Origin of the sequence: Paenibacillus sp. FSL F4-0100 (assembly GCF_037993005.1) — a bacterium.
Classification (GTDB): Bacteria; Bacillota; Bacilli; order Paenibacillales; family Paenibacillaceae; genus Paenibacillus_AQ.
Map to the genome: position 1 here is coordinate 7,338,163 of NZ_CP150303.1, position 23,667 is coordinate 7,361,829.

Annotated in this window: 22 protein-coding genes; 7 read left to right on the forward strand and 15 right to left on the reverse strand. The window is 50.8% G+C overall.

Translation table 11 applies throughout. The features are described from left to right. Positions 1-37: 37 nt before the first annotated feature. Together MHH48_RS33310 and MHH48_RS33315 are read right to left on the reverse strand one after the other, a co-directional pair. Positions 38-517, reverse strand: coding sequence for a threonine/serine exporter family protein (locus MHH48_RS33310; RefSeq protein WP_076323830.1), 480 nt, complete (start codon positions 515-517; stop codon positions 38-40). 23 nt (positions 518-540) lie between these two features. After that, positions 541-1,296, reverse strand: coding sequence for a threonine/serine exporter family protein (locus MHH48_RS33315; protein WP_076323829.1), 756 nt, complete (start codon positions 1,294-1,296; stop codon positions 541-543). A 287-nt stretch (positions 1,297-1,583) separates the two neighbouring features. Between MHH48_RS33315 and MHH48_RS33320 the strand changes: the two genes are divergently transcribed. From MHH48_RS33320 to MHH48_RS33340, 5 genes are all read left to right on the forward strand, one after another. Next, positions 1,584-2,108, forward strand: coding sequence for a PadR family transcriptional regulator (locus MHH48_RS33320; protein ID WP_076323828.1), 525 nt, complete (start codon positions 1,584-1,586; stop codon positions 2,106-2,108). Positions 2,109-2,194: 86 nt separating this feature from the next. Then, positions 2,195-2,905, forward strand: a complete 711-nt coding sequence (locus MHH48_RS33325; RefSeq protein ID WP_076323827.1) for an ABC transporter ATP-binding protein — start codon at positions 2,195-2,197, stop codon at positions 2,903-2,905. 39 nt (positions 2,906-2,944) lie between these two features. Further along, on the forward strand, positions 2,945-3,715 hold the full coding sequence (locus MHH48_RS33330; protein ID WP_076323826.1) for an ABC transporter permease: 771 nt from the start codon (positions 2,945-2,947) through the stop codon (positions 3,713-3,715). Between the two features lie 331 nt (positions 3,716-4,046). Then, positions 4,047-5,348, forward strand: coding sequence for a serine--tRNA ligase (gene serS, locus MHH48_RS33335; protein WP_076323825.1), 1,302 nt, complete (start codon positions 4,047-4,049; stop codon positions 5,346-5,348). Between the two features lie 612 nt (positions 5,349-5,960). Continuing rightward, a complete protein-coding gene (locus tag MHH48_RS33340; protein WP_076323824.1) occupies positions 5,961-6,998 on the forward strand; it encodes an LLM class flavin-dependent oxidoreductase in 1,038 nt (345 codons plus the stop codon). A 68-nt stretch (positions 6,999-7,066) separates the two neighbouring features. Here MHH48_RS33340 and MHH48_RS33345 read toward each other — a convergent pair whose 3' ends face one another. The 8 genes from MHH48_RS33345 to MHH48_RS33380 all read right to left on the reverse strand — a co-directional run bounded on the left by MHH48_RS33345 (position 7,067) and on the right by MHH48_RS33380 (position 13,691). Further along, the gene (locus MHH48_RS33345) at positions 7,067-7,825 is read right to left on the reverse strand and encodes an SDR family oxidoreductase (RefSeq protein WP_076323823.1); all 759 of its coding nucleotides are present in this window, start codon (positions 7,823-7,825) and stop codon (positions 7,067-7,069) included. Positions 7,826-7,929: 104 nt separating this feature from the next. After that, the gene (locus tag MHH48_RS33350) at positions 7,930-8,682 is read right to left on the reverse strand and encodes a glucose 1-dehydrogenase (protein ID WP_076323822.1); all 753 of its coding nucleotides are present in this window, start codon (positions 8,680-8,682) and stop codon (positions 7,930-7,932) included. Between the two features lie 19 nt (positions 8,683-8,701). Beyond that, positions 8,702-9,118 carry a MarR family transcriptional regulator gene (locus MHH48_RS33355; RefSeq protein ID WP_256720651.1) on the reverse strand — a complete coding sequence of 139 codons (417 nt, stop codon included), beginning with the start codon at positions 9,116-9,118 and terminating at the stop codon, positions 8,702-8,704. Between the two features lie 268 nt (positions 9,119-9,386). After that, positions 9,387-9,599 carry a hypothetical protein gene (locus MHH48_RS33360; protein WP_144023482.1) on the reverse strand — a complete coding sequence of 71 codons (213 nt, stop codon included), beginning with the start codon at positions 9,597-9,599 and terminating at the stop codon, positions 9,387-9,389. Between the two features lie 79 nt (positions 9,600-9,678). After that, complete coding sequence (locus MHH48_RS33365; RefSeq protein ID WP_076323820.1) at positions 9,679-10,320, reverse strand: nitrite reductase; 642 nt, start codon at positions 10,318-10,320, stop codon at positions 9,679-9,681. Between the two features lie 87 nt (positions 10,321-10,407). Then, complete coding sequence (locus MHH48_RS33370; protein WP_076323819.1) at positions 10,408-12,840, reverse strand: heavy metal translocating P-type ATPase; 2,433 nt, start codon at positions 12,838-12,840, stop codon at positions 10,408-10,410. A gap of 36 nt (positions 12,841-12,876) precedes the next feature. Further along, positions 12,877-13,077 carry a cation transporter gene (locus tag MHH48_RS33375; RefSeq protein ID WP_076323818.1) on the reverse strand — a complete coding sequence of 67 codons (201 nt, stop codon included), beginning with the start codon at positions 13,075-13,077 and terminating at the stop codon, positions 12,877-12,879. 290 nt (positions 13,078-13,367) lie between these two features. Further along, on the reverse strand, positions 13,368-13,691 hold the full coding sequence (locus tag MHH48_RS33380; RefSeq protein WP_071218722.1) for a metal-sensitive transcriptional regulator: 324 nt from the start codon (positions 13,689-13,691) through the stop codon (positions 13,368-13,370). Positions 13,692-13,901: 210 nt separating this feature from the next. Between MHH48_RS33380 and MHH48_RS33385 the strand changes: the two genes are divergently transcribed. Continuing rightward, positions 13,902-14,600: a response regulator transcription factor gene (locus MHH48_RS33385; protein WP_076323817.1), complete on the forward strand. Its 699-nt coding sequence runs from the start codon at positions 13,902-13,904 to the stop codon at positions 14,598-14,600. Next, complete coding sequence (locus MHH48_RS33390) at positions 14,593-15,699, forward strand: HAMP domain-containing sensor histidine kinase (protein WP_076323816.1); 1,107 nt, start codon at positions 14,593-14,595, stop codon at positions 15,697-15,699. The genes MHH48_RS33385 and MHH48_RS33390 overlap by 8 nt, the downstream gene beginning before the upstream one ends. Positions 15,700-16,215: 516 nt before the next feature. On the opposite strand, the gene MHH48_RS33395 is transcribed toward MHH48_RS33390, so the two are convergent. The 5 genes from MHH48_RS33395 to MHH48_RS33415 form a co-directional block, all read right to left on the reverse strand. Next, positions 16,216-18,318 (reverse strand): alpha-glucuronidase family glycosyl hydrolase, encoded by a 2,103-nt coding sequence (locus MHH48_RS33395; protein ID WP_076323814.1) that lies wholly within the window; start codon positions 18,316-18,318, stop codon positions 16,216-16,218. Between the two features lie 191 nt (positions 18,319-18,509). Continuing rightward, entirely contained in the window at positions 18,510-19,526 is a 1,017-nt protein-coding gene (locus MHH48_RS33400) for an endo-1,4-beta-xylanase (RefSeq protein ID WP_076323813.1), read from the reverse strand. A gap of 164 nt (positions 19,527-19,690) precedes the next feature. Further along, complete coding sequence (locus tag MHH48_RS33405) at positions 19,691-20,626, reverse strand: carbohydrate ABC transporter permease (protein ID WP_076323812.1); 936 nt, start codon at positions 20,624-20,626, stop codon at positions 19,691-19,693. A gap of 52 nt (positions 20,627-20,678) precedes the next feature. Beyond that, complete coding sequence (locus MHH48_RS33410) at positions 20,679-21,542, reverse strand: ABC transporter permease subunit (RefSeq protein ID WP_256720668.1); 864 nt, start codon at positions 21,540-21,542, stop codon at positions 20,679-20,681. A gap of 284 nt (positions 21,543-21,826) precedes the next feature. Then, complete coding sequence (locus MHH48_RS33415) at positions 21,827-23,512, reverse strand: ABC transporter substrate-binding protein (RefSeq protein WP_076323810.1); 1,686 nt, start codon at positions 23,510-23,512, stop codon at positions 21,827-21,829. Positions 23,513-23,667: the final 155 nt, after the last annotated feature.

A 23,667-nucleotide genomic window follows, 5' to 3' on the forward strand; every position in this document is an offset into this window, starting at 1 on the left:
GTCCTGATCTGTTAAGTCTCTTTGGAATCGCGAGAGCTTACGAGCCGGTCGAATTGGGTTTTCCAGCTCTTCTCCGGGATATCGACCACTTCCGAATGATCTGATTGGTCACCTCCGATAGCAGCAAACCCAGGGCGATGGCGCCTGAAATCATGAAGGCCTGCGCTCCCAGCTGAACAGCCTGATCAAATTGATTCTGGGCGACATGCCGAAGGGCATTGTAGGCGACTCCGCCCGGTACGAGCGGAATAATCCCCGACACGCTGAACACGATAATGGGCGTCTTGTATTTTTTGGCGAAAAAATGGCTGATGATCGTCACGCAAAAAGCCGCAAACACAGTGGCCGTCACCGGCTCAACCATCATGTTCTGCAGCATAATGTAGAGCAGCCAGCCCACCATGCCGGCAAACCCGCACTGCAGCAGTGCTTTTTTGGGTACGTTGAATATGATCCCGAAGGCCGCCGAAGCAACAAAACTCGTGATGAGCTGCTGTATATAAAAGGTTGCCACCATCTTCACCTCCACTCACACATCTCTTAGAATGATAACGTAAACGCAATTCCCGCTCCGATGGCAAAGGACGTAACAAAAGCCTCCGCGCCTTTGGACAAGCCGGATATCAGATGCCCCGCCATTAAATCGCGGATGGCATTCGTGATCAGCAAGCCCGGTACCAGCGGCATCACGGAACTGATAATGATCGTATCCAGCTGATGGCCGAATCCGTATTTGATCATCCATACGGAGGTTATGCCGATGACCAGCGCTCCCGAGAATTCGGCGAAGAATCGCACCGGTATGACCCGATGCATGAATAGAAAGCAGGAGAAGCCAAGACCGCCCGCAATGGCCGCCGGTACGAAATCCGGCCAGACGCCGCGAAACATAATGAGGAAGCAGCCGCTTGCGATCGCTGACAGGAGAATCAGCAGCCATGTCGGATATATCGCCTGCTCATGTTCGATTTTCTCAAGCGCCCTATGAGCCTCTTCAATCGTCAGCTCACCGAGGCTTATGCTCCGAGACACGCTGTTGACCTGATCGATCTTATCGAGATTGGTTGTCCGATCCGAAATACGAATAAGCCGCGTAATATGCTGAGGCTCCTCCACCGAGAAGATAATCCCGGTCGGAGTCATATAGCTGTGGCTGTTCTCCACGCCGAAAGCCGCGGCGATCCGCATCATCGTATCCTCGACCCGATAGGTCTCGGCACCGCTTTGCAACATGATTTTTCCTGCTAACAAGCAGACCTTGATGATGTCATGCTCCCGCTTCAACAAGTCATTCAAAACGACAATCCTCCTGCTGAACACATTCCGATTCAGAATCTTTGCCTATATTATAGTATCATTACCATGATTAAGCATAGGATATGCTTTAAAGCAGCACTGCAGCAGCTGCAATCGTTCTGAACAAAGTCATCCTCCTACACTCCATATATGACATTTACCTATTTTCCGCAGGTTGTTGACAAATCATTCCATCGTACTTATAATTACAATCATTACATATCCAACGTTGGATATCCAGTTATGAAATTATTCTTCACCTACACATCCTAAGGAAGTGACCCAACATGACCAACCTCATCCTGCTCTCATTCCTGCGCCAGCGCCCGATGCATGGCTATGAAATTCAGCAGCTTATTCAGGCCAGCCGCATGGACCTATGGACGAATATTCTGTCCGGCTCCATCTATTATGCACTTAACAAGATGGAAAGCGACGGTCTGATTGCAGCCACCGCTGAAGAGCGGACCGGTGCGAGACTTCGCAAAATTTACAGTATTACGGATGAAGGCGAGAAGTTATTCCAGAAGATGATCCGCGAAACCTTGACGCTTCCTCCCCATACCGTCAAATCCGACTTCTCTCTTGGATTGGTCTGGATCGAGAACATTCCCAAGCAGGAAGCGGTGGAATTGCTGCAGCAAAACCGCAAGCAAGTGGAAGAATCGCTGGCACAATGGCGTTCAGGTAAAGAAATCAAGGGACAGTACGGCTTATCGAAGATCGCTCTTGCTACCTTCGATAATGCGATCTCAAGCCTGGAACAAGACATCGCCTTTCTCAACAAGATCATAACACTCGTTCAAGAATAAGCCTCAGCATCAGCTGCGGCTTTCATTTCCGGTCAATATCCAATATTGGATATATAACATTGGTTAACAAGGAGCGTGAATACGAGATGATGTTACCTACTCTCATTCAAGCGAAAGGTTTAAGAAAAACCTATGGTCAGCGAACGGTCGTACATGATGTGGCTCTAGATATACGAGAAGGTGAAGTGCTTGCGATCATCGGGCCGAACGGCGCGGGGAAATCAACGACGCTGGATTTGGTGCTGGGGCTGCGCCGACCCGATATCGGCACGGTCACCTACTGGACTACGGATCCTGCCCCGCACATCGGGCTTCAGCTGCAGTCCGCTCCCTTCTTTCCGGGATTTACCGCCCTTGAGAATCTGCGAATGTTCGCTGCTTTCTATGGCAAGCGGCTCAAGGATGCGGAGCTCATCGAGCATCTTAGAAGCTGCGGGCTTGCGGATGTTGCCAAAACCGATGCGCTTCGGCTCTCGGGAGGCCAACAGAAACGGCTCGCCATTGCCATAGCGCTAATCCATACACCCAAGCTGCTGTTCCTCGATGAGCCTACCGCAGCACTGGATCCACGGGCACGCCGGGATATCCGAGAGCTGATCCGTTCTCTGGCAGACAAGAGCACCTCGATTGTCTTCACTTCGCATGACATGGAGGAGGTTCATAAACTCGCTTCCCGGCTGGTGCTCATCTGTGATGGGCGGGTGAAAGCTTCCAGCACGCCGGAAGAGCTCCTCGGCTATTACCGAACAGATAGCCTCGAACAACTGTATATCCAACTGACCGATGATCAGGAATAAAGGCCGGTCAGAATAATAAAAACCTTAGGAGGAATATATATGCGAATCATTATGACCACCATGCTGCGGAGTATGTTCCGCGACACCCATACCCTGGTCTGGAACATCGTTTTTCCCATTGCTATGCTGATCGGATTGGGACTATATTTCAACGACGCAGCCTATTCTCACCGACTCCTCGCGGGCGTGCTGACAACGAACATTTTGTTTGGGGCCACGATGGTTACCGCCTTTAACGTCATGGCCCAACGCAACCGCGGCATCTATAAGCTGCTGCGGGTAACACCTTTTCGCACTGTCTCGTTCATTACCGCAATGACAGGGGCACGAACCGTGCTGGCACTGCTCGTAAGCGTGTGCGTCATCCTCATGAGTCTATTTATGCTCGAGGTGAAGCTAAGCCTGACAGGGCTTGCGCTGATGCTGCTTGTTCTTCTGATCGGCACCATTTGTTTTACCGCACTCGGTTTTCTGGCAGCCAACCTTTCTCGGGACGAGAACAATGTCAACATGATCTCGAACCTGATAAGCTTTCCGATGCTGCTGACAAGTGAAGCCTTCTATTCGTTAGAACATGCACCCGCATGGGTCGTCATCCTGGGTCAGCTGCAGCCGTTCCATTACCTAGTCGATGCCATGTCCATTGCCGTTTCTCCGCAAGGCGATATCTCTGGCATCTGGATGCCCCTCATGATTCTTGCGGGCTTCACGGTCCTTATCCTCGGCGCAGCCGCATGGACCTTCCGCTGGGATGCGGAGCAGCCTGCCGGATGGAAGCGGGCAGCTGCGAAGAAAGCGGCGTCGATGTAACAGCGTACAAAAATCCAATGAGCCCCTTGTATAAAAGACACCTCATGCGGTATACTGAACAACAATATTAACATCAGGCCGATGAAGAGCTTCCAACTCCGAGGCGTTCTCGTCAAGGGGATCTGATCCTATAATCGATCAGACATCTCCCTAAGTTAACCGGACCCGCCCGTTACCGCGGAATCAAAGTGGATTGAACACGGACCAACCTGTTTCGTGATTAGGTTACGGTTCAATCAATTTGGGTGGCACCGCGAGCGCATAAGCGTCCCTCGTCCCATATGGACTAGGACGCTTTTTTATTTTTTTCAGAAGAAGGAGCGCGGTGATTATGCTAGATATGAAATGGATCAGAGAGAGCACAGAAAATCAGGAAGAACTGCAGCGAGTGGCTGACCAGAAAGGCATCGCCCTGTCGGTTGCCGAACTTGTCCGGCTGGATGACCAGCGCCGGACACTGCTGCTGGCCGTGGAGAGATTGCGGCAGCAGCGCAATGCCATCTCGCAGGAGATCAGCACGCTCGTGCGACAAGGTAAACAGGAAGAAGCCGAGCGGACGAAGCAGCAGGTCAAGGACATCAACGATCAGTTGGGCAAGCAGGAAGCGTTATACCGGGAGGTTGACGACCCCTACAACAAGCTGCTCATCCTTGTACCGAATATCGTTTCGCCGGATACGCCAGTCGGAGCTTCGGATGAGGACAATGTAGAGGTCAGACGGGTTGGCGAGCCCCCCGTGTTTGATTATGAATACAGGGATCATGTCACGCTCGGCGAGCTGCACCGGATGATCGACATTCCCCGCGGCGTCAAAACCGCCGGCACACGCAGCTACTACCTGACCGGCATCGGCGCCATGCTGCATCGGGCCGTCCAGCAGCTTGCAGTGGATATGCTGGTCGCCAAGGGTTTTACCCTTATGGACGTACCGTTAACCGTTAGGACGGAGGCCATGGAGAACACAGCCTTCTTCCCGCTTGGTCAAGATCAGGCTTTTCAAATTATGGAGCAAGATAAGTGGCTCGTCGGTACGTCGGAAGTGCCGTTGGTATCGTTCTATAGCGGTGAAGTCGTCGATGTGACGCAGCCGATTCGCCTGGCAGCAGCATCGCTGTGCTTCCGGAGCGAGGTCGGCTCGGGCGGCCGGGACGTCCAGGGCCTGTATCGTGTGCATCAGTTCGCGAAGGTGGAACAGGTCGTTCTTTGCGAGGCCAGCGCGGAAGCCTCGGAGCAGCTTCTGCAAGAGATCACAGCCAATGCCGAGGAGCTGCTACAGAAGCTCGAACTGCCTTACCGTGTCGTTGCCGTCTGTACCGGGGATATGTCGCAGAAAACGTACAAGCAATACGACATCGAGACATGGATGCCAAGCCGCGGGGCTTATGGGGAGACTCACTCGTCGTCGAATCTGCTCGACTTTCAGGCGCGTCGCTCGAACATCCGCTATCGGGACGCAGAAGGCAAGCTGCGCTACTGCCACACCCTGAACAACACAGCCGTCGCTTCGCCGCGAATTTTCATCCCGCTGCTGGAGAACCATCAGCAGGCCGACGGTTCGATCCTCATTCCAAAGGCGCTCAGACCTTACATGAACGGGATGGAGCGGATTGAGCCTCCAAGTGAAACAAAATGAACAAAACCAACATAATCTGAACATTCCACAGCGCAGCCGTCAAGGCTGCGTTGTTTTGCTATTATTACCTTCTTAACAAAAAGCTTGCCAAAGCTCCGTCATAAATACACCGAATGGATTCACCGATAATTAGATCAGAATAAAAGCATATATTATATGGAGCAGTTATATAACACAAGAAAAGGTTCCTCTAAATGCGGTCTGGCTTCTGTGAAGGTTCTTCGAAGTACATTTTTCTTTAGATTATCGAAGCTATAAGCTTACAGCGAAGCTGAACCATTCGATAATCGCAAGAAAAATTTCCTCTGAATGCGGTCTGGCTTCTGTGAAGGTTCTTCGATGTACATTTTTCTTTAGATTATCGAAGCTGTAAGCTTTCAGCGAAGCTGAACCATTCGATAATCGCAAGAAAAATATCCTCTAAATGCGGTCTGGCTTCTGTGAAGGTTCTTCGATGTACATTTTTCTTATGGATTAAGTAGGTATATAATGTTCGTTATATGGGGATATCAACTATCGATAATAGATTTCATATTTTCCAGCATCCAGACGGATGTCTTCTCCCTATATAAAAACTTACCGTGCCGCGCACGAATAAGGAGGTCAACCCATATGACAGAACCCCATCTTGATCATACAGCGCCCAAAACGCTTCGCGATATCCCTATTTCCATCCTGGATCTCGCCCCAATTACAGCGGGCAGCACCGCTGCACAGTCGCTGCGGAATACACTCGATCTGGCCCAGCATGCCGAGAAGTGGGGGTATAACCGCTACTGGCTTGCCGAACACCACAATATGCCGGGGATCGCCAGCTCGGCCACTTCGGTCGTCATTGGCCATGTCGCCGGGGGCACGAGCAAGATCCGCGTCGGATCCGGCGGCATTATGCTGCCGAACCACGCTCCCCTGGTCATAGCCGAGCAGTTCGGGACCCTCGAATCGTTGTATCCCGGCCGGATTGATCTCGGTCTTGGCCGTGCGCCGGGATCGGATCAGCTCACATCCCGGGCACTCCGCCGCGGTCCGGGCAGCGACGGGCAGGATTTCCCGGATCGCCTCGGCGAGCTGCGGAATTACTTCCAGCCCACCTCAGGCTCGTCCATGCGTATCCGGGCGATTCCCGGTGAAGGCCTGCATGTACCGATCTGGCTGCTCGGCTCCAGCGGTTTCAGTGCGCAGCTGGCAGGCCAGCTGGGGCTTCCGTTCTCTTTTGCAAGCCACTTTGCTCCGGATTATCTGATGGCCGCTCTCGATCTGTACCGTACCAGCTTCCGCCCTTCATCCGAGCTGAGCAAGCCGTATGCCATGATCGGCGTGAACGTAATCTGTGCCGACACGGACGAGGAAGCGCAGCGTCTGGCTACCTCGCCGTATCAGCAGTTCCTGAACATCATCCGCGGCCGTACCGGCCAGCTGAGCCCGCCGGTGGACAGCATGGATGATCTGTGGAACCTGCAGGAGCAGGCCATCGTGAAGCGCCAGCTCAGCTTCTCCGCCATCGGCAGCCCTGCAACCGTACGTGCGCAGTTGGAGGAGTTCCAGCAGTCGACGAACGCAGACGAGATTATTGTCGCAGCCGCCATCTACGATCATGAGGCACGCCTGCGTTCATATGAGCTGCTGGCGAATGTCGTCGGTATCAAATAAATGTTGTACCAAAAAGACCAGTCACACCCGGTATTCCGGTGCTTGACTGGTCTTTTTTTCTTTATATATTACAGCGTCAATCCGCCATCAATTGTAACCAGCGAGCCTGTCATGTAGCTGGAGCCCGGGGAGGCCAGGAAGGCAACCACGTTCGCGATTTCATCCGCCTCAGCCGGACGTCCCATCCGCATGTTGCCCACTTCCTCAGGCATGTAGCCGCCTTCCATGAAGGACTTGGCCACCGCTGCCGTAAGCGGTGTCTGAACGCCGCCCGGACAAATCGCGTTCACGCGAATGCCCTGCTTCACGTATTCCAGCGCTGCTCCCTTCGTCAATCCTACCACCGCATGCTTGCTTGCCGAATAAGCGGCTGCACTGTGCTCGCTGCGGATACCTGCCGTGGAAGCGGTATTGACAATATGTCCGCTGCCCTGCTCCTTCATGACTTTCAGTACATACTTCATACCGAGGAAAACGCCCTTGACGTTCACGGACATTTGACGGTCAAATTCGTTCTCGTCGATGTCGTCCAGCATCGAGAATTTCTGCACGATGCCTGCATTGTTGAAGAAGAAATCGATTCTGCCGTAAGCTTCAACCGCCTTGTTCACATAGTTCTGAACATCCTCGGTTTTTGTTACATCCGCTTGCACGAAGATTCCCTCTCCGCCCTGTTCCTTGATCAAACGCAGCGTTTCTTCGCCGGCTTCCTTGTTGAAGTCAACGAGCACTACCTTTGCACCGTTCTCTGCCAATTTCAAGCTGCTGGCTCTGCCGATCCCGCTGGCTGCGCCTGTAATGACAGCGATCTGTTTGTTATCGGACATGAAACAACACTCCCCTTGATGATAAGATAAATTAGGTCTGACCGAGTAGTATCACGAACATTTCTGCCGTCTATAGCCTATAGACAAGCCAATGGAAGAATGACTTACTTCGCAAAATATCCGCCATCAATCGGCAGCTCAACACCTGTAATATAAGAAGACTCATCCGAAGCAAGGAACAATACGCCGCGAGCGATATCTTCCGCTTTGCCCAAGCGTGGAAGCGGAGTCTGGGATTGGAACCATTGCATCATTTGCTCATCCTTGAACAAGTCCACGGTCATTGGCGTTTCAATGTAGCCAGGGTGAACCGAATTACAGCGGATGTTATGCTTTGCATAGTCAACGGCTGTGGCTTTAGTCAGCATGCGCACCGCGCCTTTGCTTGCCGTGTAGGGACCAGCGCCGCTGCCGCCTGTCAGGCCGGCAATGGAGGAGATGTTGACGATGGAACCGCCCCCGGCTTCGATCATGTGTGGGATGACATATTTCTGACCGAGGAATATGCTCGTAACGTTAATCGACATCGTCTTCTCCCAGCCTTCCACCGTCAAATCCATGAACGGCGTTGCATTGGAGACACCGGCATTGTTCACCAGAATGTCGACTTTGCCGAATTTTTGAACCGTCTCGTCTACAACACGAACCCAATCTTCCTCAGAAGCTACGTTGTGCTTGAATCCGATCGCTTTGCCGCCAAGCGCTTCAATCTCGGCTACGACGTCTTTGATCTTGTCTTCCTGAAGGTCCGTAATCGCAACCTTAGCTCCCTCTTGTGCAAACAAAAGAGCGTCAGCTTTACCCATACCACCTGCTGCACCCGTAATGATTGCTACTTTATTGTCTAATCTCCCCATGAGAATACCTCCTGATATATTAGTCGTTAGTTTGGCTATCTTCATTGGACTGCCCGATCTTAAGCTGCAGATGTTCAATCATCTTCTCATATGAAGCGATCAACACATCCATCTCCTGATCCGAGAAATCCGACCATAAGCCTTCATTCAAATCACGGTACTTCGCAATCATCCGGGCTTCAACTTCACGGCCCTGCTCCGTAATCTTAAGATAGACCTGACGTCTGTCCTCGATTGACGCCACCCGTTCAATATAACCCTTGCTGACCAGCTTGTTGCTCAAGTTGGTCACAGCCGACAGCGTAACATTCAAGGCATTGGCAAAATACGAGCTGGTCTGCTGCCCCTCATACGCCAAAGTCTGAAGCACGTAGTACTGGGGGCCGGTCAAATCATTGTCCAGAATCTTGGCATAGTTCGCCACAAGCGTCATCATCTGACGAGCCACCATGTTAGATAATTGTTCCCTCTTATCCAGTTTCATCACCTCGATGCACAACGAAGTACTTACAAATATATTACAAATTTAAATAGTTAAAAGCTTTTAACAATCTAAATTGTATACCCTTTCATATCGCTCGTCAACCACGATAAAATGCCCAATCTGGTTGTTATTCCCATCGTCGCAAGTAGAGAAGACGCAATGCGCTCAAAGTGAATATCGCTTGATCGAACCAAGCAAGGATTTTAGTGGATATCGCTTTCTAATCTATAGAAGAAAAGAGCACCCTCAGGTGCTCTTGAGAGTATATCCATCCTCGTTTCGGCGTATCCGTTACGAGAAATAGCCGGTATTCATAGTAGGCGCGAGCCGCGCTTTCTCTGCCATTCCCAGTGGCGAAGAGTGAGATCACCGCTTCGGTAAATCCGCCATTCCGATCCGACGAGACAAGGGCAGCTAATTGATGAAGTCGCACGAAATAGGAGATCCCTAATACGCGGCGTCCGCTAACAAAAAAAGGCACCACCCTAAGGTGATGCCTTCCAAGCCTTTTGTTACCCTGCCGTATCCATCCGCGCATCCAGCGTGAGTTGACGCAGCTGATCGAGTGTCATGCGATCTACGAAGCGCGAGAACTTCTCTTTCTTCTTGCCGTTCTCCTGATAGACGACGATCAGCTTCAGGATGATCGGGGCCAGCTGCTCCGGCGCTAAATCCTTATGCAGCGGCTTTGCCAGAGCAGCCTTCAACCCTTTCGGCTCTCCACCTACATAGATATCATAGGTATTTCTCATCTTAATAACGGCAATATCCTTCAGCAGCGGTTCACTGGTGCCGAGCGCGCAGCCGGCGTAACCGATCTTTAGCGGATTAGGTACAGGATGATCGGCGATCGCTTCATCCAGCATCTTCGCAACATCCAGTCCCGAATCCTCCGCCCCCCGGCAGAAGTTGCAGGTGATCAGGCTCTTGGAGACAAAACCGGCAGGATGAACCTGAAGTCCGGCGGCTTCCAGCTTAGCCTTTGCTTCTTCCACCCGCTCTGCGTCCATCTCCACGTAGAGCTGTTTAAAGGTAGTCATCTCAATGCGGGCATCCTCACCCACGATGGAGCCCAATACGGACAGCTGATCCGGGCGGAACAGCGTTCCGCCCACTTCAAAGCCGGGTGTCACTGCGAATTTTTGCGTTGCCAATGTCTACACCCCCATCAAGTCGCCCTAATAATCATATCCTTGCTAGGTTGCTTCATACACTATATATGAACGGTCAGTCTGCTTTCGTTATACCTTCATTCGCTGCAGGCGAAGGGCATTCAGCACGACCGATACAGAGCTCAGTGCCATGGCGGCCCCGGCCACCCAAGGTGCCAAAAGCCCGATGGCGGCAATCGGAATGCCAAGCGAGTTATAGCCCAGCGCCCAGAACAGGTTCTGACGGATGTTGCTCATCGTCTTGCGGCTCATGTAGATGGCATCCGGAATGCTGTTCAGGTCGCCCTTCATCAGCGTCACGTCAGCAGCTTCCATCGCCACATCCGTACCTGTTCCGATAGCCATTCCAATGTCGGCAACCGCAAGTGCCGGCGCATCGTTAATGCCGTCGCCAACCATGGCGACCTTCTTACCTTGCTGCTGGAGCTTCTTCACTTCATCTGCCTTGCCTTCGGGCAGCACCTCAGCACGCACATGGTCGATGCCAACCTGCTTCGCGATGGCCTGTGCCGTGCGTTCATTGTCACCGGTAATCATGATGACCTCGATGCCCATTTCTTTCAATCTCGCTACGGCAGCACGGGACGTCTCCTTGATCGTATCCGCCACAGCCACAAGACCCGCATATTGGCCGTCTACCGCTGTCAGCATGGCAGTCTTACCCTCGGTTTCAAGCTCTGACATTTTGCCGAGGATCGAATCAATCGGTACGTTATGCTGTGCCATCAGCTTGCGTGTGCCTACCAGCACCTCATGCCCTTCCACGCTGGCACGGATGCCGTAACCTGGAATGGCTTCAAAATGCTCGGCAGCCGGAAGCTGCGTACCTTTTTCCTCAATCCCGGCCACAATCGCTTCAGCAAGCGGATGCTCGGAGCTCTTCTCAGCAGATCCGACCAGACGAAGGAACAGCTCTTGATCTAAGTTATTCACTTCCACATCGGTCAACTCGGGTTTACCTTTCGTGACTGTTCCTGTTTTATCCAGAATAATCGTATTGATTTTATGGGTAGACTCCAAATGCTCCCCGCCCTTGAACAGGACGCCCAGTTCTGCAGCACGGCCCGAACCCGCCATGATCGAGGTCGGTGTAGCCAGACCCAGCGCACACGGACAAGCAATAACCAGAATCGCAATGGCAATTTCTAACGATTGCGCGAAATTACCAGGCGCTATCCAGAAATACCATACGAGGAAGGCAACAATCGCTATGCCGACCACGATCGGAACGAAGATGCCGGAGATGACATCAGCGACCCGCTGAATCGGAGCTTTGGAGCCTTGTGCTTCCTCAACCACCTTGATAATTTGGGCTAGAGCGGTCTCTTTACCTACTTTCGTCGCTTCAAGCGTCAAGCGCCCGTTCTTGTTTATGGTGGCGCCGATGACGGCGTCGCCCGCTTTTTTCTCAACCGGGATGCTTTCACCTGTCAGCATCGACTCATCTACCGCCGACGTGCCCTCCACGACTTTACCGTCCACCGGGATTTTCTCACCCGGCTTCACTAATACAAGATCACCCACCAGGACCTGTTCCACCGGGATGGTCATTTCCTGACCGTCACGAACGACCAGCGCTGTTTTGGCTTGAAGCCCCATCAGGGTTTTGATAGCCTCCGATGTACGGCCTTTGGCCAGGGATTCGAACAGTTTCCCCATAATGACCAGCGTGATCAGCACCGCACTCGTTTCATAGTACATTTCGGGCCCATGGTGTACATTTGCTCCGGCAGCGGCCCAATCGATCGTTAAATACAGACTGTAGAAATAGGCTGCCGAGGTACCGAGTGCGACCAGAACGTCCATATTGGCGCTTTTGTTGCGAAGAGCCTTATAGGCTCCCACGTAGAACTGTTTTCCGATAAAAAACTGTACCGGCGTTGCCAGGATCAGCTGAAACCAAGGGTTCATGAACAGATCCGGCATCCAGATCCAGGAGGTGAAGGAGAAATGGCTCACCATGGCCCAGAGCAGCGGCAGCGACAGAATCGCCGACAGGAGTAGCTTCCGCTTTTGCTTGGTGATGGCCTCCTTGCGGTGACCTTCCTGATCAAGCGTCTCCTGTTTGGAAACCGCCTGATACCCGAGCTTCTCCACACGCTGTTGAATATCGCTAAGGCTTACCTCTGCGGGATTGAATTCCACCCGGGCCGTCTCCAGTGCAAAATTGACGTTGGCCTGATTAACACCTGGCATCTTGCTTACCACTTTCTCGATTTTCGAAGCACAAGCGGCGCAGTACATGCCAATCAGCTGCAGGTCCACTGTTTCCTTTGCTGTTCCGTAACCCAGCTTTTCAATTTTCTCTTCCATCTGCTGGACGGTAACCACATTCGGATCAAATGTAACCGACGCTTTTTCCAGCGCAAAATTCACATTCGCTTCCTGGACGCCTTCCATTTTATTTAGGCCCTTCTCAATCCGATTCGCACAGGCGGCACATGTCATACCCGTTAACTGCAGCGACGTTTTCTTCTGTTCCAATGTTGTTCCTGCTCCCATCTTCTCCTCACCCCTCTTCATCCTCGTGCCGTTTGGTTAAACTACGTTATATCCTTGTTCCTCGATAATTTCTTTGATTTTATCCACATTGACTTTGCCTGCGTCATATTTGACGGAGACCGTGCCTGCCTTCAAATCCACATGACCCTCGATGTTCTCATTCTTTAAAGCTCCCTCAATGGAATTGACGCAATGCATGCAAGACATACCTTCTACTTTTATTGTTACCTGTTCCATGTTCAATCTCTCCTTTGGGTTATGAATTTATTTTGAGCAGCCCTTCTAAAAGCGTGCCCGGAATAAGTTTTGAACTGGTTGTTCTCGTTTCTTGATGTTAGTATACCCCCCTACCCTATATATAGTCAATGGGTTTTCTCATTTTTTTTGAAAAATTATGTCCTCGCTATGAATTAACCGCATAACCATGCGCTATTCTTCACCCTGAATAAACACTTACTGCCACCTTTAGAAGGTGGCAGCTCCATGGAAACTCATCTTAACCAGACCGTCCCCAGCTAGGAATTCCATTATTTCATTAACTTGTTCATGGTTGTTAACAGCTCGGTAATTACCTCGTCGTCACCTTCCTGCAGGCGTTCCACCACACAGCTCTTCATATGATGCTCAAGCAGCAATTTGCTGACGCCGTTCAAGGCCGACTGGATCGAGGAGATCTGGTTTAATACATCATCACAGTACGTATCCTTCTCAATTAAGCCCTTTACACCGCGAATCTGTCCTTCAATCCGGTTCAACCGGCTGACGAGATTGCTTTTCGTTTTGTCGGAATGATGGCTCTTCCGTTCACTGGTTACTGCGCATGCATCATGTACATGTTTCTCGACTGTCATACCCATTCCCCCCTTGATCACATTACTTCATCTTATTCTAACCCTATTCTCAGTATATCATATAGCCCCCCACCCTATAAAGCCCAGCTTATGGAATATATAACCCGACTATATCCGGATTTACATCGGGATCGATTCATTTATTGAGATTTTAGAACGATTCATATAACATGGTCAAAAGGTAATCATCATTTTACGGGAGTGAATAAAATGAGCCGTATCACCATACTGATCGCGGATGACGAATCCGAGATTGCGGATCTGATTGAGTTGCATTTAAAAAAAGAAGGTTACCACTGCATTAAAGCGCGCAATGGCCAGGATGCCATTCATGCGGTTCAAACGTATCCGATTGATCTGGCCATCTTGGATATTATGATGCCCAAGCTCGACGGCTATGAGGTAACCCGGCAAATTCGCGAAGAGTTTTTACTGCCTATTATTTTTCTCAGTGCCAAAATCTCGGACCTTGATAAGATCGAGGGGTTGGTGCGAGGGGCGGATGATTATATGACCAAGCCGTTCAACCCCATGGAATTAGTAGCTCGCGTGAACGCCCATCTCAGGCGTACCAAGCAGTTGAGTCAGTCGGCAGCGGAAGTGAATAAACCTATCGTGGAGATCGGGGGCGTCGTCATTTATCCGGATCAGCGAGTGGTCGAGCTCTACGGTAAGCCCATTGAATTGACGCCAAAAGAATTTGATATCTTGTATCTGCTCGCCAGGCATCCCAAAAAAGTCCATAGTGCCGAACATATATTTCAGCAGGTATGGGGTGAAGACTACTATGAAGGCAGAAACACGGTGATGGTACATATTCGTACGCTGCGGAAAAAGCTCGGGGAAGATACCAACAAGCATAAACTGATCAAGACGGTATGGGGAGTAGGTTATACCATCCATGTCTAACATGATATTTAGCTTTCGGACTAAAATGATTCTGCTGCTCATGGCTAGTATGCTTGCATCCGGCGGTATTACCTTTGGGATCTATAAAGCTCTCCAACTGTACTATCGTTCTGAAGTTTTGTTTGAGAATCCGTTAACTCGAATTCGATATTTCATGAGGTACGAAATTGGAGATGTGAACTCGTTTTTAATTATTTTTGTACCGCTTGCCATCATGTTTTTCTTCTTGTTCACCAAGCCTTATGCTAAATACTTCAAAGAAATCTCCAAGGGGATCCATCAGCTCGCAGCCGGCAATTTCATTGATCGGGTCCATATTACGTCCAAAGATGAGTTCGGTACGATTGGGCGAGATATTAATTTAGCCATGGATAACCTGCGGGAAGCCGTAGAACGGGGCGACTCTGCTGAGAGCAGCAAGGATCAGCTGGTTCTAAACCTGGCCCATGACTTGCGCACACCTCTGACCTCCGTTATCGGGTATCTGGATTTCATTCTTAAAGACAATCAGCTGACTCCGGAGCAGTCCAGGCACTATGCCCATATCGCTTACACCAAGTCTCAACGCTTGGAGAAACTTATCGATGAGTTATTTGAAATCACCCGAATGAACTACGGCAAGGTCCAGCTTGAGAAGAACATGATCAATCTCGATGAGCTGCTTAACCAACTGAACGAGGAATTATATCCTATATTTGAAAAAAACGGCCTTACCTCCAGAATGAACATTGCGGAGCAGCTGATTATAGGCGGAGATGGAGATTTACTAGCACGCGTATTTGAGAATCTTCTCACCAATGCGATCCGGTATGGGAATGATGGCCAATTCATAGACATTCAGGCATATGTGGATGCCGATGAGGTTGTCGTTCAAATCATCAACTATGGGGATTGTATTGAACCTGAGGAGCTTCCGCATATCTTCGATATGTTTTACACCGGCGATCGGGCACGAAGCCATCAAACGGGAAGCACGGGGCTCGGACTCTTCATTACCAAAAACATCGTGGAGCAGCATGGTGGAACCATTTCCGCACAGAGCAGCATGATCCGTACAATCTTCGAGGTGCGTTTGCCCAAGGGCGCTTCATTTATTTAAGAAAAATTTTAGAAATAGCCTACTTCTTTTTTAAATAGTTTCCCCTAACCTTAAGAACATACGACTGGGGGCCAAAGAATAGGAAGCAGGCTATTTATTTGCCAGAGGGATGCGTAATAACTATCCATAAACAACAGGGTGTCCGCATACCCCTCATGAAACATGGATGAAAAAATAAAAATATTCCGCGCCTCTTTTTCTGTTTCGGGCGAATTTTTCTCAAGGAACTTTCCTTTTTTATAGTTATAGAAGTAAAACAGGATGTCATCGGGCTGTGACGGCGCATATAACTCCCCATATCGTTCCTTGATCTCGCCAATTTCCATTCCTATTTCAGCACATGCTCTTGGCCCGTGCCAAGCACTTCTTCAGCATCCGCACGATTCATGCCGTAGTAAAAATACATACTCATAGAAGGTTCGGCATTCGAAAAGTATCCAGCCATAAAAAAAGATGCCCCACCAGATCCAACATCTGATGGGGCACCCTAATTTCCACGTCCAGTTATAAATGATCTTAATAAATCGTCCGCCCCTGCTCATCCGGCACGCCGGATTTACGGAAGAAATATGTGTTGATTACATCCCGCCAATGCTTCGCATGCTCGGCTTGATCAATCAGCCGGTCCGTCACCTGAGCGAAACGCTCCGGATCGACCATTCCTTCCAGCGAGGTCCATGCCTCAAGCAATCCAGCCGCTGCTTGCGCCCCGTCAAAATGCGCATCATAGATATGCTGAATCACCGATTTACCGGATTTCAACACATGGGAATACGGCACATGATGGAAGAACAGCAGCAGCTCGTCAGGGCAATCCGTCAGCGAATCATATCGAGCCCTATTCGGTTCGAAGTACTGTGCGGTATAGCCTGTGCCCGACGCCACCGTGCGGTCGACGCCCATTCCGTCCCGATCCGCGAAATGGTACGTACCCCACCTTGAATATTCATAGCCGTCCACATCCGGACCGTAATGCGTATGCCGCGTAATCATCCAGCCCACCCCGAGCGGAGAGGTGTAGCTTTCATAGATCGGCCACGATTGCATAAGCATGTCGCATACCGTGTTGACCACCATGTCGTCATTACCGAAGGTTAACCTCGTCCATTCTTCCGCGATCTCCTCGGAGGACAATTCCGGATCCCAGACCAGACGTCCAAAGCCATACAGATTCGCCTGTGCCAAGGTGTGACCCGTCCAGTTCTCATCATTTCCAATGTTGGAAACGGCAGCGATTCCGCTGTATTTCATGCCGTGCAGGGAACCATTCACGATCTTCTTCACCTCGGACCCCGCCCCATTCGCATAGGTATCGAAATCCAGCACCTCTTTCCATTGCGGCACCAGATAGCATACGTGACGCTGCTGTCCGGTATATTCCTGGGCGGCCTGGAACTCGAGCACTTGACTGGTCTCTTTCAAGCTGCCAAACAGCGGCGATACCGGTTCCCGCACTTGAAAGTCCATGGGCCCGTTCTTAATCTGCAGCAGCACATTGTCCTTAAACCTGCCGTCCAGCGGGGTAAAATGATCATAGGCCGCCCGTGCGCGGTCTGTGCTGCGGTCGCGCCAATCCTGCATGCAGTTGTAGACGAAGCAGCGCCAGATGACGAGCCCGCCATGCGGCTCCAAGGCTTCAGCCAGCATATTGGCGCCATCGGCATGGTCCCTGCCATAGGCAAACGGGCCGGGGCGATGCTCCGAATCCGCCTTCACCAGGAAGCCGCCAAAGTCCGGAATATGATCGTAAATCTCATTCGCCGTGTCCTTCCACCACTGCTGAACCTCTTCGTTCAGCGGATCGGAGGTCGATACGCCGCCGATATGCAGCGGAGCCGCAAAGTTAATGCTCAAGTACAATGTAATCCCATATTCCCGGAAGATATCCGCGATCTTCGTAATCGTCGGCAAATATTCCGCGGTAATGAATTTCGTCTCGATCTCGTGCACATTGACGTTATTAATGGAGATGGCATTCATACCCACGGAAGCCAACAGACGAGCGTAATCTCTCACGCGATCCAGATTTTCGGCAAACCGTCCGTTTTCGTAAAAAATCGAGTTGCCCGAGTACCCGCGTTCCACCGAGCCGTCGGCATTATCCCATTGATTGATCATCCGCAGTCCGTTCGCTGGCTGCTCGGTTACGTTCAGTCCAGTTAACGGTTGGTCAGAGGCCAGCAATCTCAATAAATGAAACATCCCATATAATACGCCTTTACCGGATCCACCGATCAATACCAACTTCTCCTGCTGCCCTTGGATTGAATGCTCCAGCTGAAAACCTTCTGCGCCTAGCTGGGCTGCCATCCGGCCCCTATCTCGACCTGATCTGTCCCCGCCTGAGCCGACCCCATCGATTTCTCCCATGTCTGCTTCAGCTGCCGCAAGAATGCGTACCTCGAGATAAGATGAAGCCGGGGCCTCGACCGTGATGACCGGTACAATCCCCAGCATGGATTGGCACGCACGCTTCAGTTCCTCAATGGCAGCGTTCACAACCCGCGACTGCTGCAGGTCCGCTACAATCGTGCCGAGCAGCCTGCTGTATCCGGAGGCAAGCTCCCGGTCCTTGATGGGCGCATACTGCAGCCACGCTTTATATAAAGTGCTGTTCAATGTAAACTCCCCCTTTTTGTCCAAGGTCAACGTTTCTCTCCAGCATCTCACCGTTTTCAACGCCTGCTTCCTTAAGCTCGAACATGCAGACGCCGGCCACAAGGACCGGCATCATGACAAACTGATGGCGTCTTCAGCCGCCTGTATTATCGCTATTGTTATATAAAATGATAGCTTAAGCCCTAGTATCCTTACACCTTAATCGTATGCTCCACCAACCGGTGAAACGCCGGTTTCGGCTGATGCCGCTCATCGAACAGGAAAGGCCAATTCTTCCGTCCCTGTACCGGGAAATCGTCCAGCCAAGTATAATCGTCGGCTGCGCCCCAGAAGGTGACGGACGTAATATGTTCCCTGTACTCCTTCAGAATGCCGAACATTGCCTCGTACCGCTTGGCTTGAGCCTCCAGAAGCTCTTCTGGCGCTTCGGTCAGATCCTTCCGCTTGTCGTCAAACCGGAACATCGACACATCGAGCTCCGTGAGCTGAAGCTGCAGGCCGAGCGATGCATACTTCTCGATCGCGGCGCGGATATCGTCAAGACCCGGATCGTACAGATTCCAGTGTGCCTGCAATCCTATGCCATGGATCGGCGTTCCTTGATCCAGCAGCGACTTGATCAGTGTATGGATTTTGTCCCGCTTGTTCGGATGGGACTCATTGTAATCGTTATAGAATAACAGCGCGGACGAGTCGGCTTCATGAGCATACTCAAATGCCTTGGAGATAAACTCCGGACCGGCAATGTCCAACCACTTGGATGGACGAAGCAGCTCGACGCCTTCATCGGCAATTACCTCGTTGACGACGTCCCAGGCGTAAATATCATCCTTGTACCGCTTTACGACCGTATCGGTATGCGATTTCAACCGTTCAAAAAGCGTGGCTTTATCCACCAAGTCCCCGTTTTTGTCTACGAACAGCCAGTCGGTTGTTTGGTTATGCCACACCAGCGTATGGCCGCGCATCTTCATCCCATGCTTGCGGGCGAAGATGACGAGCTGGTCCGCATCCTTGAACGTATATCTATCCTCCGCCGGATGCACGCTGACAAACTTCATTTCATTTTCCGCTGTGATGCTGTTGAAATGATAGGATAGCAATTCCTCTTGCGTTTCGATCGTCCGCGGGCTCACGGCCGCTCCAATGAGAAAGTCATTCGCGAACCATTCCTTAAGCCTCGGTTCATTTCGCTGCGTGTTGGACACATCCAGTCCCTCCTTGAATTATAGATAATAGCAAGATTGATGGTTATGATCGTGATGCCACAGGCATCGGTTGGTCGACAGCCATCCATTCATGCCCCGGACCACGCACCGTGCGCACAGGGAGTAGTTCGCACGATGTACTTTAAATTAGCGGCTCCCGGAGCTCAGCCTTTCACGCCGCCCAGAGTCATCCCTTGTACGAAGTATTTTTGCAGGAACGGATACACCAGAATGATCGGCACGCTGGCCACAATGGTCATCGTTGCCCGAATGGAGGTCGGCGTAACCTGATTCGCACCGCTCTCGGAGCTTGCAAACTGGCTTGCGTAATCGTTGCCCGAATTCAGCGATGAGTTCGAATTCTGGAGTATTTTCATCAGTTCATACTGCAGGGTGCTAAGCTCACTGTATGAAGAGTTGTACAAGAATACGTCAAACCAGGAATTCCACTGGGATACCGCCGTAAACAGCGATACCGTAGCAAGCACGGGCACGCATAGCGGAAGCACGATTTTCATGAAAGTCGTGAATTCGCCGGCGCCGTCGATCCGGGCCGATTCCAGAATTCCTTCTGGTAGTCCTTCAATAAAGGAACGGATGACGATCACGTTAAACACGCCGATCAGGCCTGGAATGATGTACACCGAGAAGGTGCCCAGCATGCCCAATTCGCGAATCAGCAGGAAGTTCGGAATCAAACCGCCGCTGAAATACATCGTTAAGATGAAAGCAATCGATACGAATTTACGCAGCACATATTCCGGACGGCTGATCGTATAGGCGACCATGGCACAGCAGAATACCGAGGTAATCGTTCCGATCACCGTACGCAGAACCGAGATGAAGGTAGCGTGAAATATCGTTGCTTCGTTAAATACATATTTATAATTTTCCCACGTGAAATCCCGCGGCCATAAATAAATGCCGCCTTTCACCGAATCCGTCGCATTGTTGAAGGATACCGCGAGCGTATTGATGAACGGGTATAACGTGATAATCATGAGACAGATCATAAACACCATGTTAAAGGTATCGAATAACCGGTCCGCAGGAGACTTGAACCGGGCATGAGCTCGTGGTGAATCTGACATCTTCGCCATATGAATCCTCCTGTACGTTTTCTGATAGAGAACGGTCCTCGCAAGCTTTCGCTTAGAACAATCGATCTTCGCCCAGTCTCTTCGCGATATGGTTGGCCGTGAACAAGAGTATGAAGCTGACGACCGTCTTGAACATACCGGCTGCAATCGAGAGCGAGAAGTTGCCCATCTGAATACCGTATTTCAGCACGAAAATATCCAGGTTCTCGGAATAATCCACGTTCATGCCATTGCCAAGCAAATATTGCGGTTCAAAACCGGATTCGAGCAGGTTGCCGATATTCATAATCAACAGGATGATGAATACTGGTTTCAGACCCGGCAAGGTGATGTTCCAGATCCGTTGAAAGCGTCCGGCGCCATCGATTTCCGCCGCCTCGTACTGCGAGGGATCGATCATCGTCATGGCAGCCAAATATATAATGGTGTTCCAGCCGACATTCTTCCATACTTCCGAAACACCGAGTATTCCCCAGAAATATTCCCCTTCCCCAAGCCATAGGATCGGTTCCTTAATCATCCCGAACCACATGAGGAGTTCATTGATAATCCCGCCGTCTGCGGACAGGGCCGTCGAAATAATGCTCGCAGCCACAACCCAAGAGATGAAATGGGGCAAATAACTGATCGTCTGCACGACTCGTTTGAACATCAAATTACGCAGCTCATTGAGCAGAATCGCTAACACAATTGCCGTCACAAAACCTAAGACGAGGTTGATAAAACTCATGGCAAGCGTGTTGCGCATGACCCTGAGGAAGTGTTCGTCCTGAAACAGGAAGGTAAAATGCTGCAAGCCTACCCATTGCTGATCGAAAATCTTCTTGGCCGGTTTAAAATCCTGAAACGCGATTGTCCAGCCCCATAAAGGCATGTACTTAAAGACAAACAACCATATCAAAAAAGGAATCGACATGAAGACCAGCGCCTTCTGTTGCAGCAGCTTCTGGAAAAAGCCTTTTTCGCCTGTTGGCGGTTTATTGTTTAATTCAGTATCGTTTTTCCGTTGTTTATTGAAGAAACCTTTCGATACCGCCGGCGTTTCGCGCAACGCCCTCGTCTCTGCAGGTCCAATCGGGTTCGCATTATCCACGGTTTCTTCTCCTTCCTATCCAGCCTATCAATTTTGCTGTTATAGAAGAGGAGGGACGGATACAACCATTTTGTGTGGTCCGCCCCTGATCACCTCTCCTTCATCTATTATTGTCCCTGGACATTTGCGATTTTCTTAGCTACTTCCTCGGTGATCAGATCCTCGTATCCCTTCACATCCAGCTTGCTGAACTCGCCCACGTATTCATTCCAGATGCCGTCAAACTGGGCAGGGTTTGCAAGAACCAGTTTCGGGAAGTATTTACGCTGTAAATCGCTTTTCTTCTGCGTGAAGATTTGGGCCGGTGAGCCCTGGTCAATCGGAATGCTCCAAGCCGGGTACCATGGACGGTCGTCCGGTGCGGCAAACAATTGCGAGAAGGAATCGATGTCGTATGCTTCCAGCAATTTCTTGTCCGGTTCGGAGTAGGACATTTTGGCAACCTCAGGCTGGCGTCCTGCACCCACGGAATTACCGTCAGGAAGCGTAGAACCGTTGCCGTAACGAGGCCAGTTGTATTCAAAGTACTTGAAGCCGAACGACTCGCGGAAGGCTTCCGTATTGGTCTGTACAATCTGCTCTTCCGTACGGTAGAAGCGTCCATTCTCATCGACGGAATACGTCTCGTCCTTAATGCCCCAGTTCGACAGAATCTGGTTCTCGTCCGTAAGCAGGTTGTTGAAATACTTCACAATGCGCTCGGGATCCTTCGCGCTGACGGAGATCCCTACACCGCGGTTGTTAACAAAGGATGGTGGATCCAGATATTGATCCTTGGTATTCTCATCGTATACAATCGGCAACGCCATATATTCGAGATCGTCGTCACCCGATTTATTGGCTGTTTCGCGCAGGTTGTTCATCGCTTGGCCTACCTGCCATCTATAGTCGAAGAAGCCGAGAACCTTACCGGAAGTCAGTTTGGCAAGGTATTGATCATAGTTGTCCACGAAAGAGGATTTATCGAACAGGCCTTCCGCATTCAGCTTGTTCAGCTCCTGCAGGTAACGCTTCGTAATGTCATCGTCCGCGTAATCGTTCGCTACATGGGTTTCCATGTCAATGATGATCCCGCCATCGTTCGGATAGCCGGCCAAGTGCATTGGGGCATTGGTCAAGGCAAAAAATTTATCCTGCGTCGTCAGTGCCAGATATCCGGTCAAGCCTTCCTCCGGATGTTTCTTCACGTAGTCGCGAATCAGGCCCAGGTACTCGTCGAACGTCTTGATCTTCGGATAACCCGCTTCCTTCAGGACGCGGCGTTGAATCCAGAATGCTCCTTGCTCGATATTGGGAGCCGACGTGTACTCGCCTACAACCGCGCTTAGCGGCAGGAAGTAAATGTTGCCGTCCTCGGCCTTCATGAGGTTGTAATACGGCTCGTACACGCGCTTGATGTTGGGGCCGTACTTATCGATCAGGTCATTGAGCGGAATGAAGGCGCCAGCCCCGACCAGCTTGTCGATCGAGCTCCCCGGTACAATCACATCGGGATAATCGTTACTGGCAATGAAGGTTCCCACCTTGGTGTTCTCGTCCCCTACCAGATGTTCCATTTTAAAATTCACGCCGGTTTGGTCCTCAAAAATTTTACCGATGGTGGTCTCGTTCGTATTTTTGTCTTTACCTGCTGCTGAGTTAAAGTAGGTGAAGGTGACCTTCTCTTCTTTCTTCTCGCCTTCGCCGCCGGCTGCCGGTGTGTCATCCGCTGCCTCTTTACCGCCGCCGCAAGCTGCCAGAAGCGATACCATCATAACCACGGTCAGACAGCTCAGCCAAAATTTCTTGTTCATGCTCTTGACCTACCCCTTTCGGTCTCGTTTATTTGTAAGCACTTTCATTATAAGAGAGCTCTGGAGCGATTTTCACCCGTCAATCTTTAGGTGATACTTAGAAAACTATAGAACCGTATCTTTTGTCGTGAAAAATGGCAGATCGGTAGCCTTCT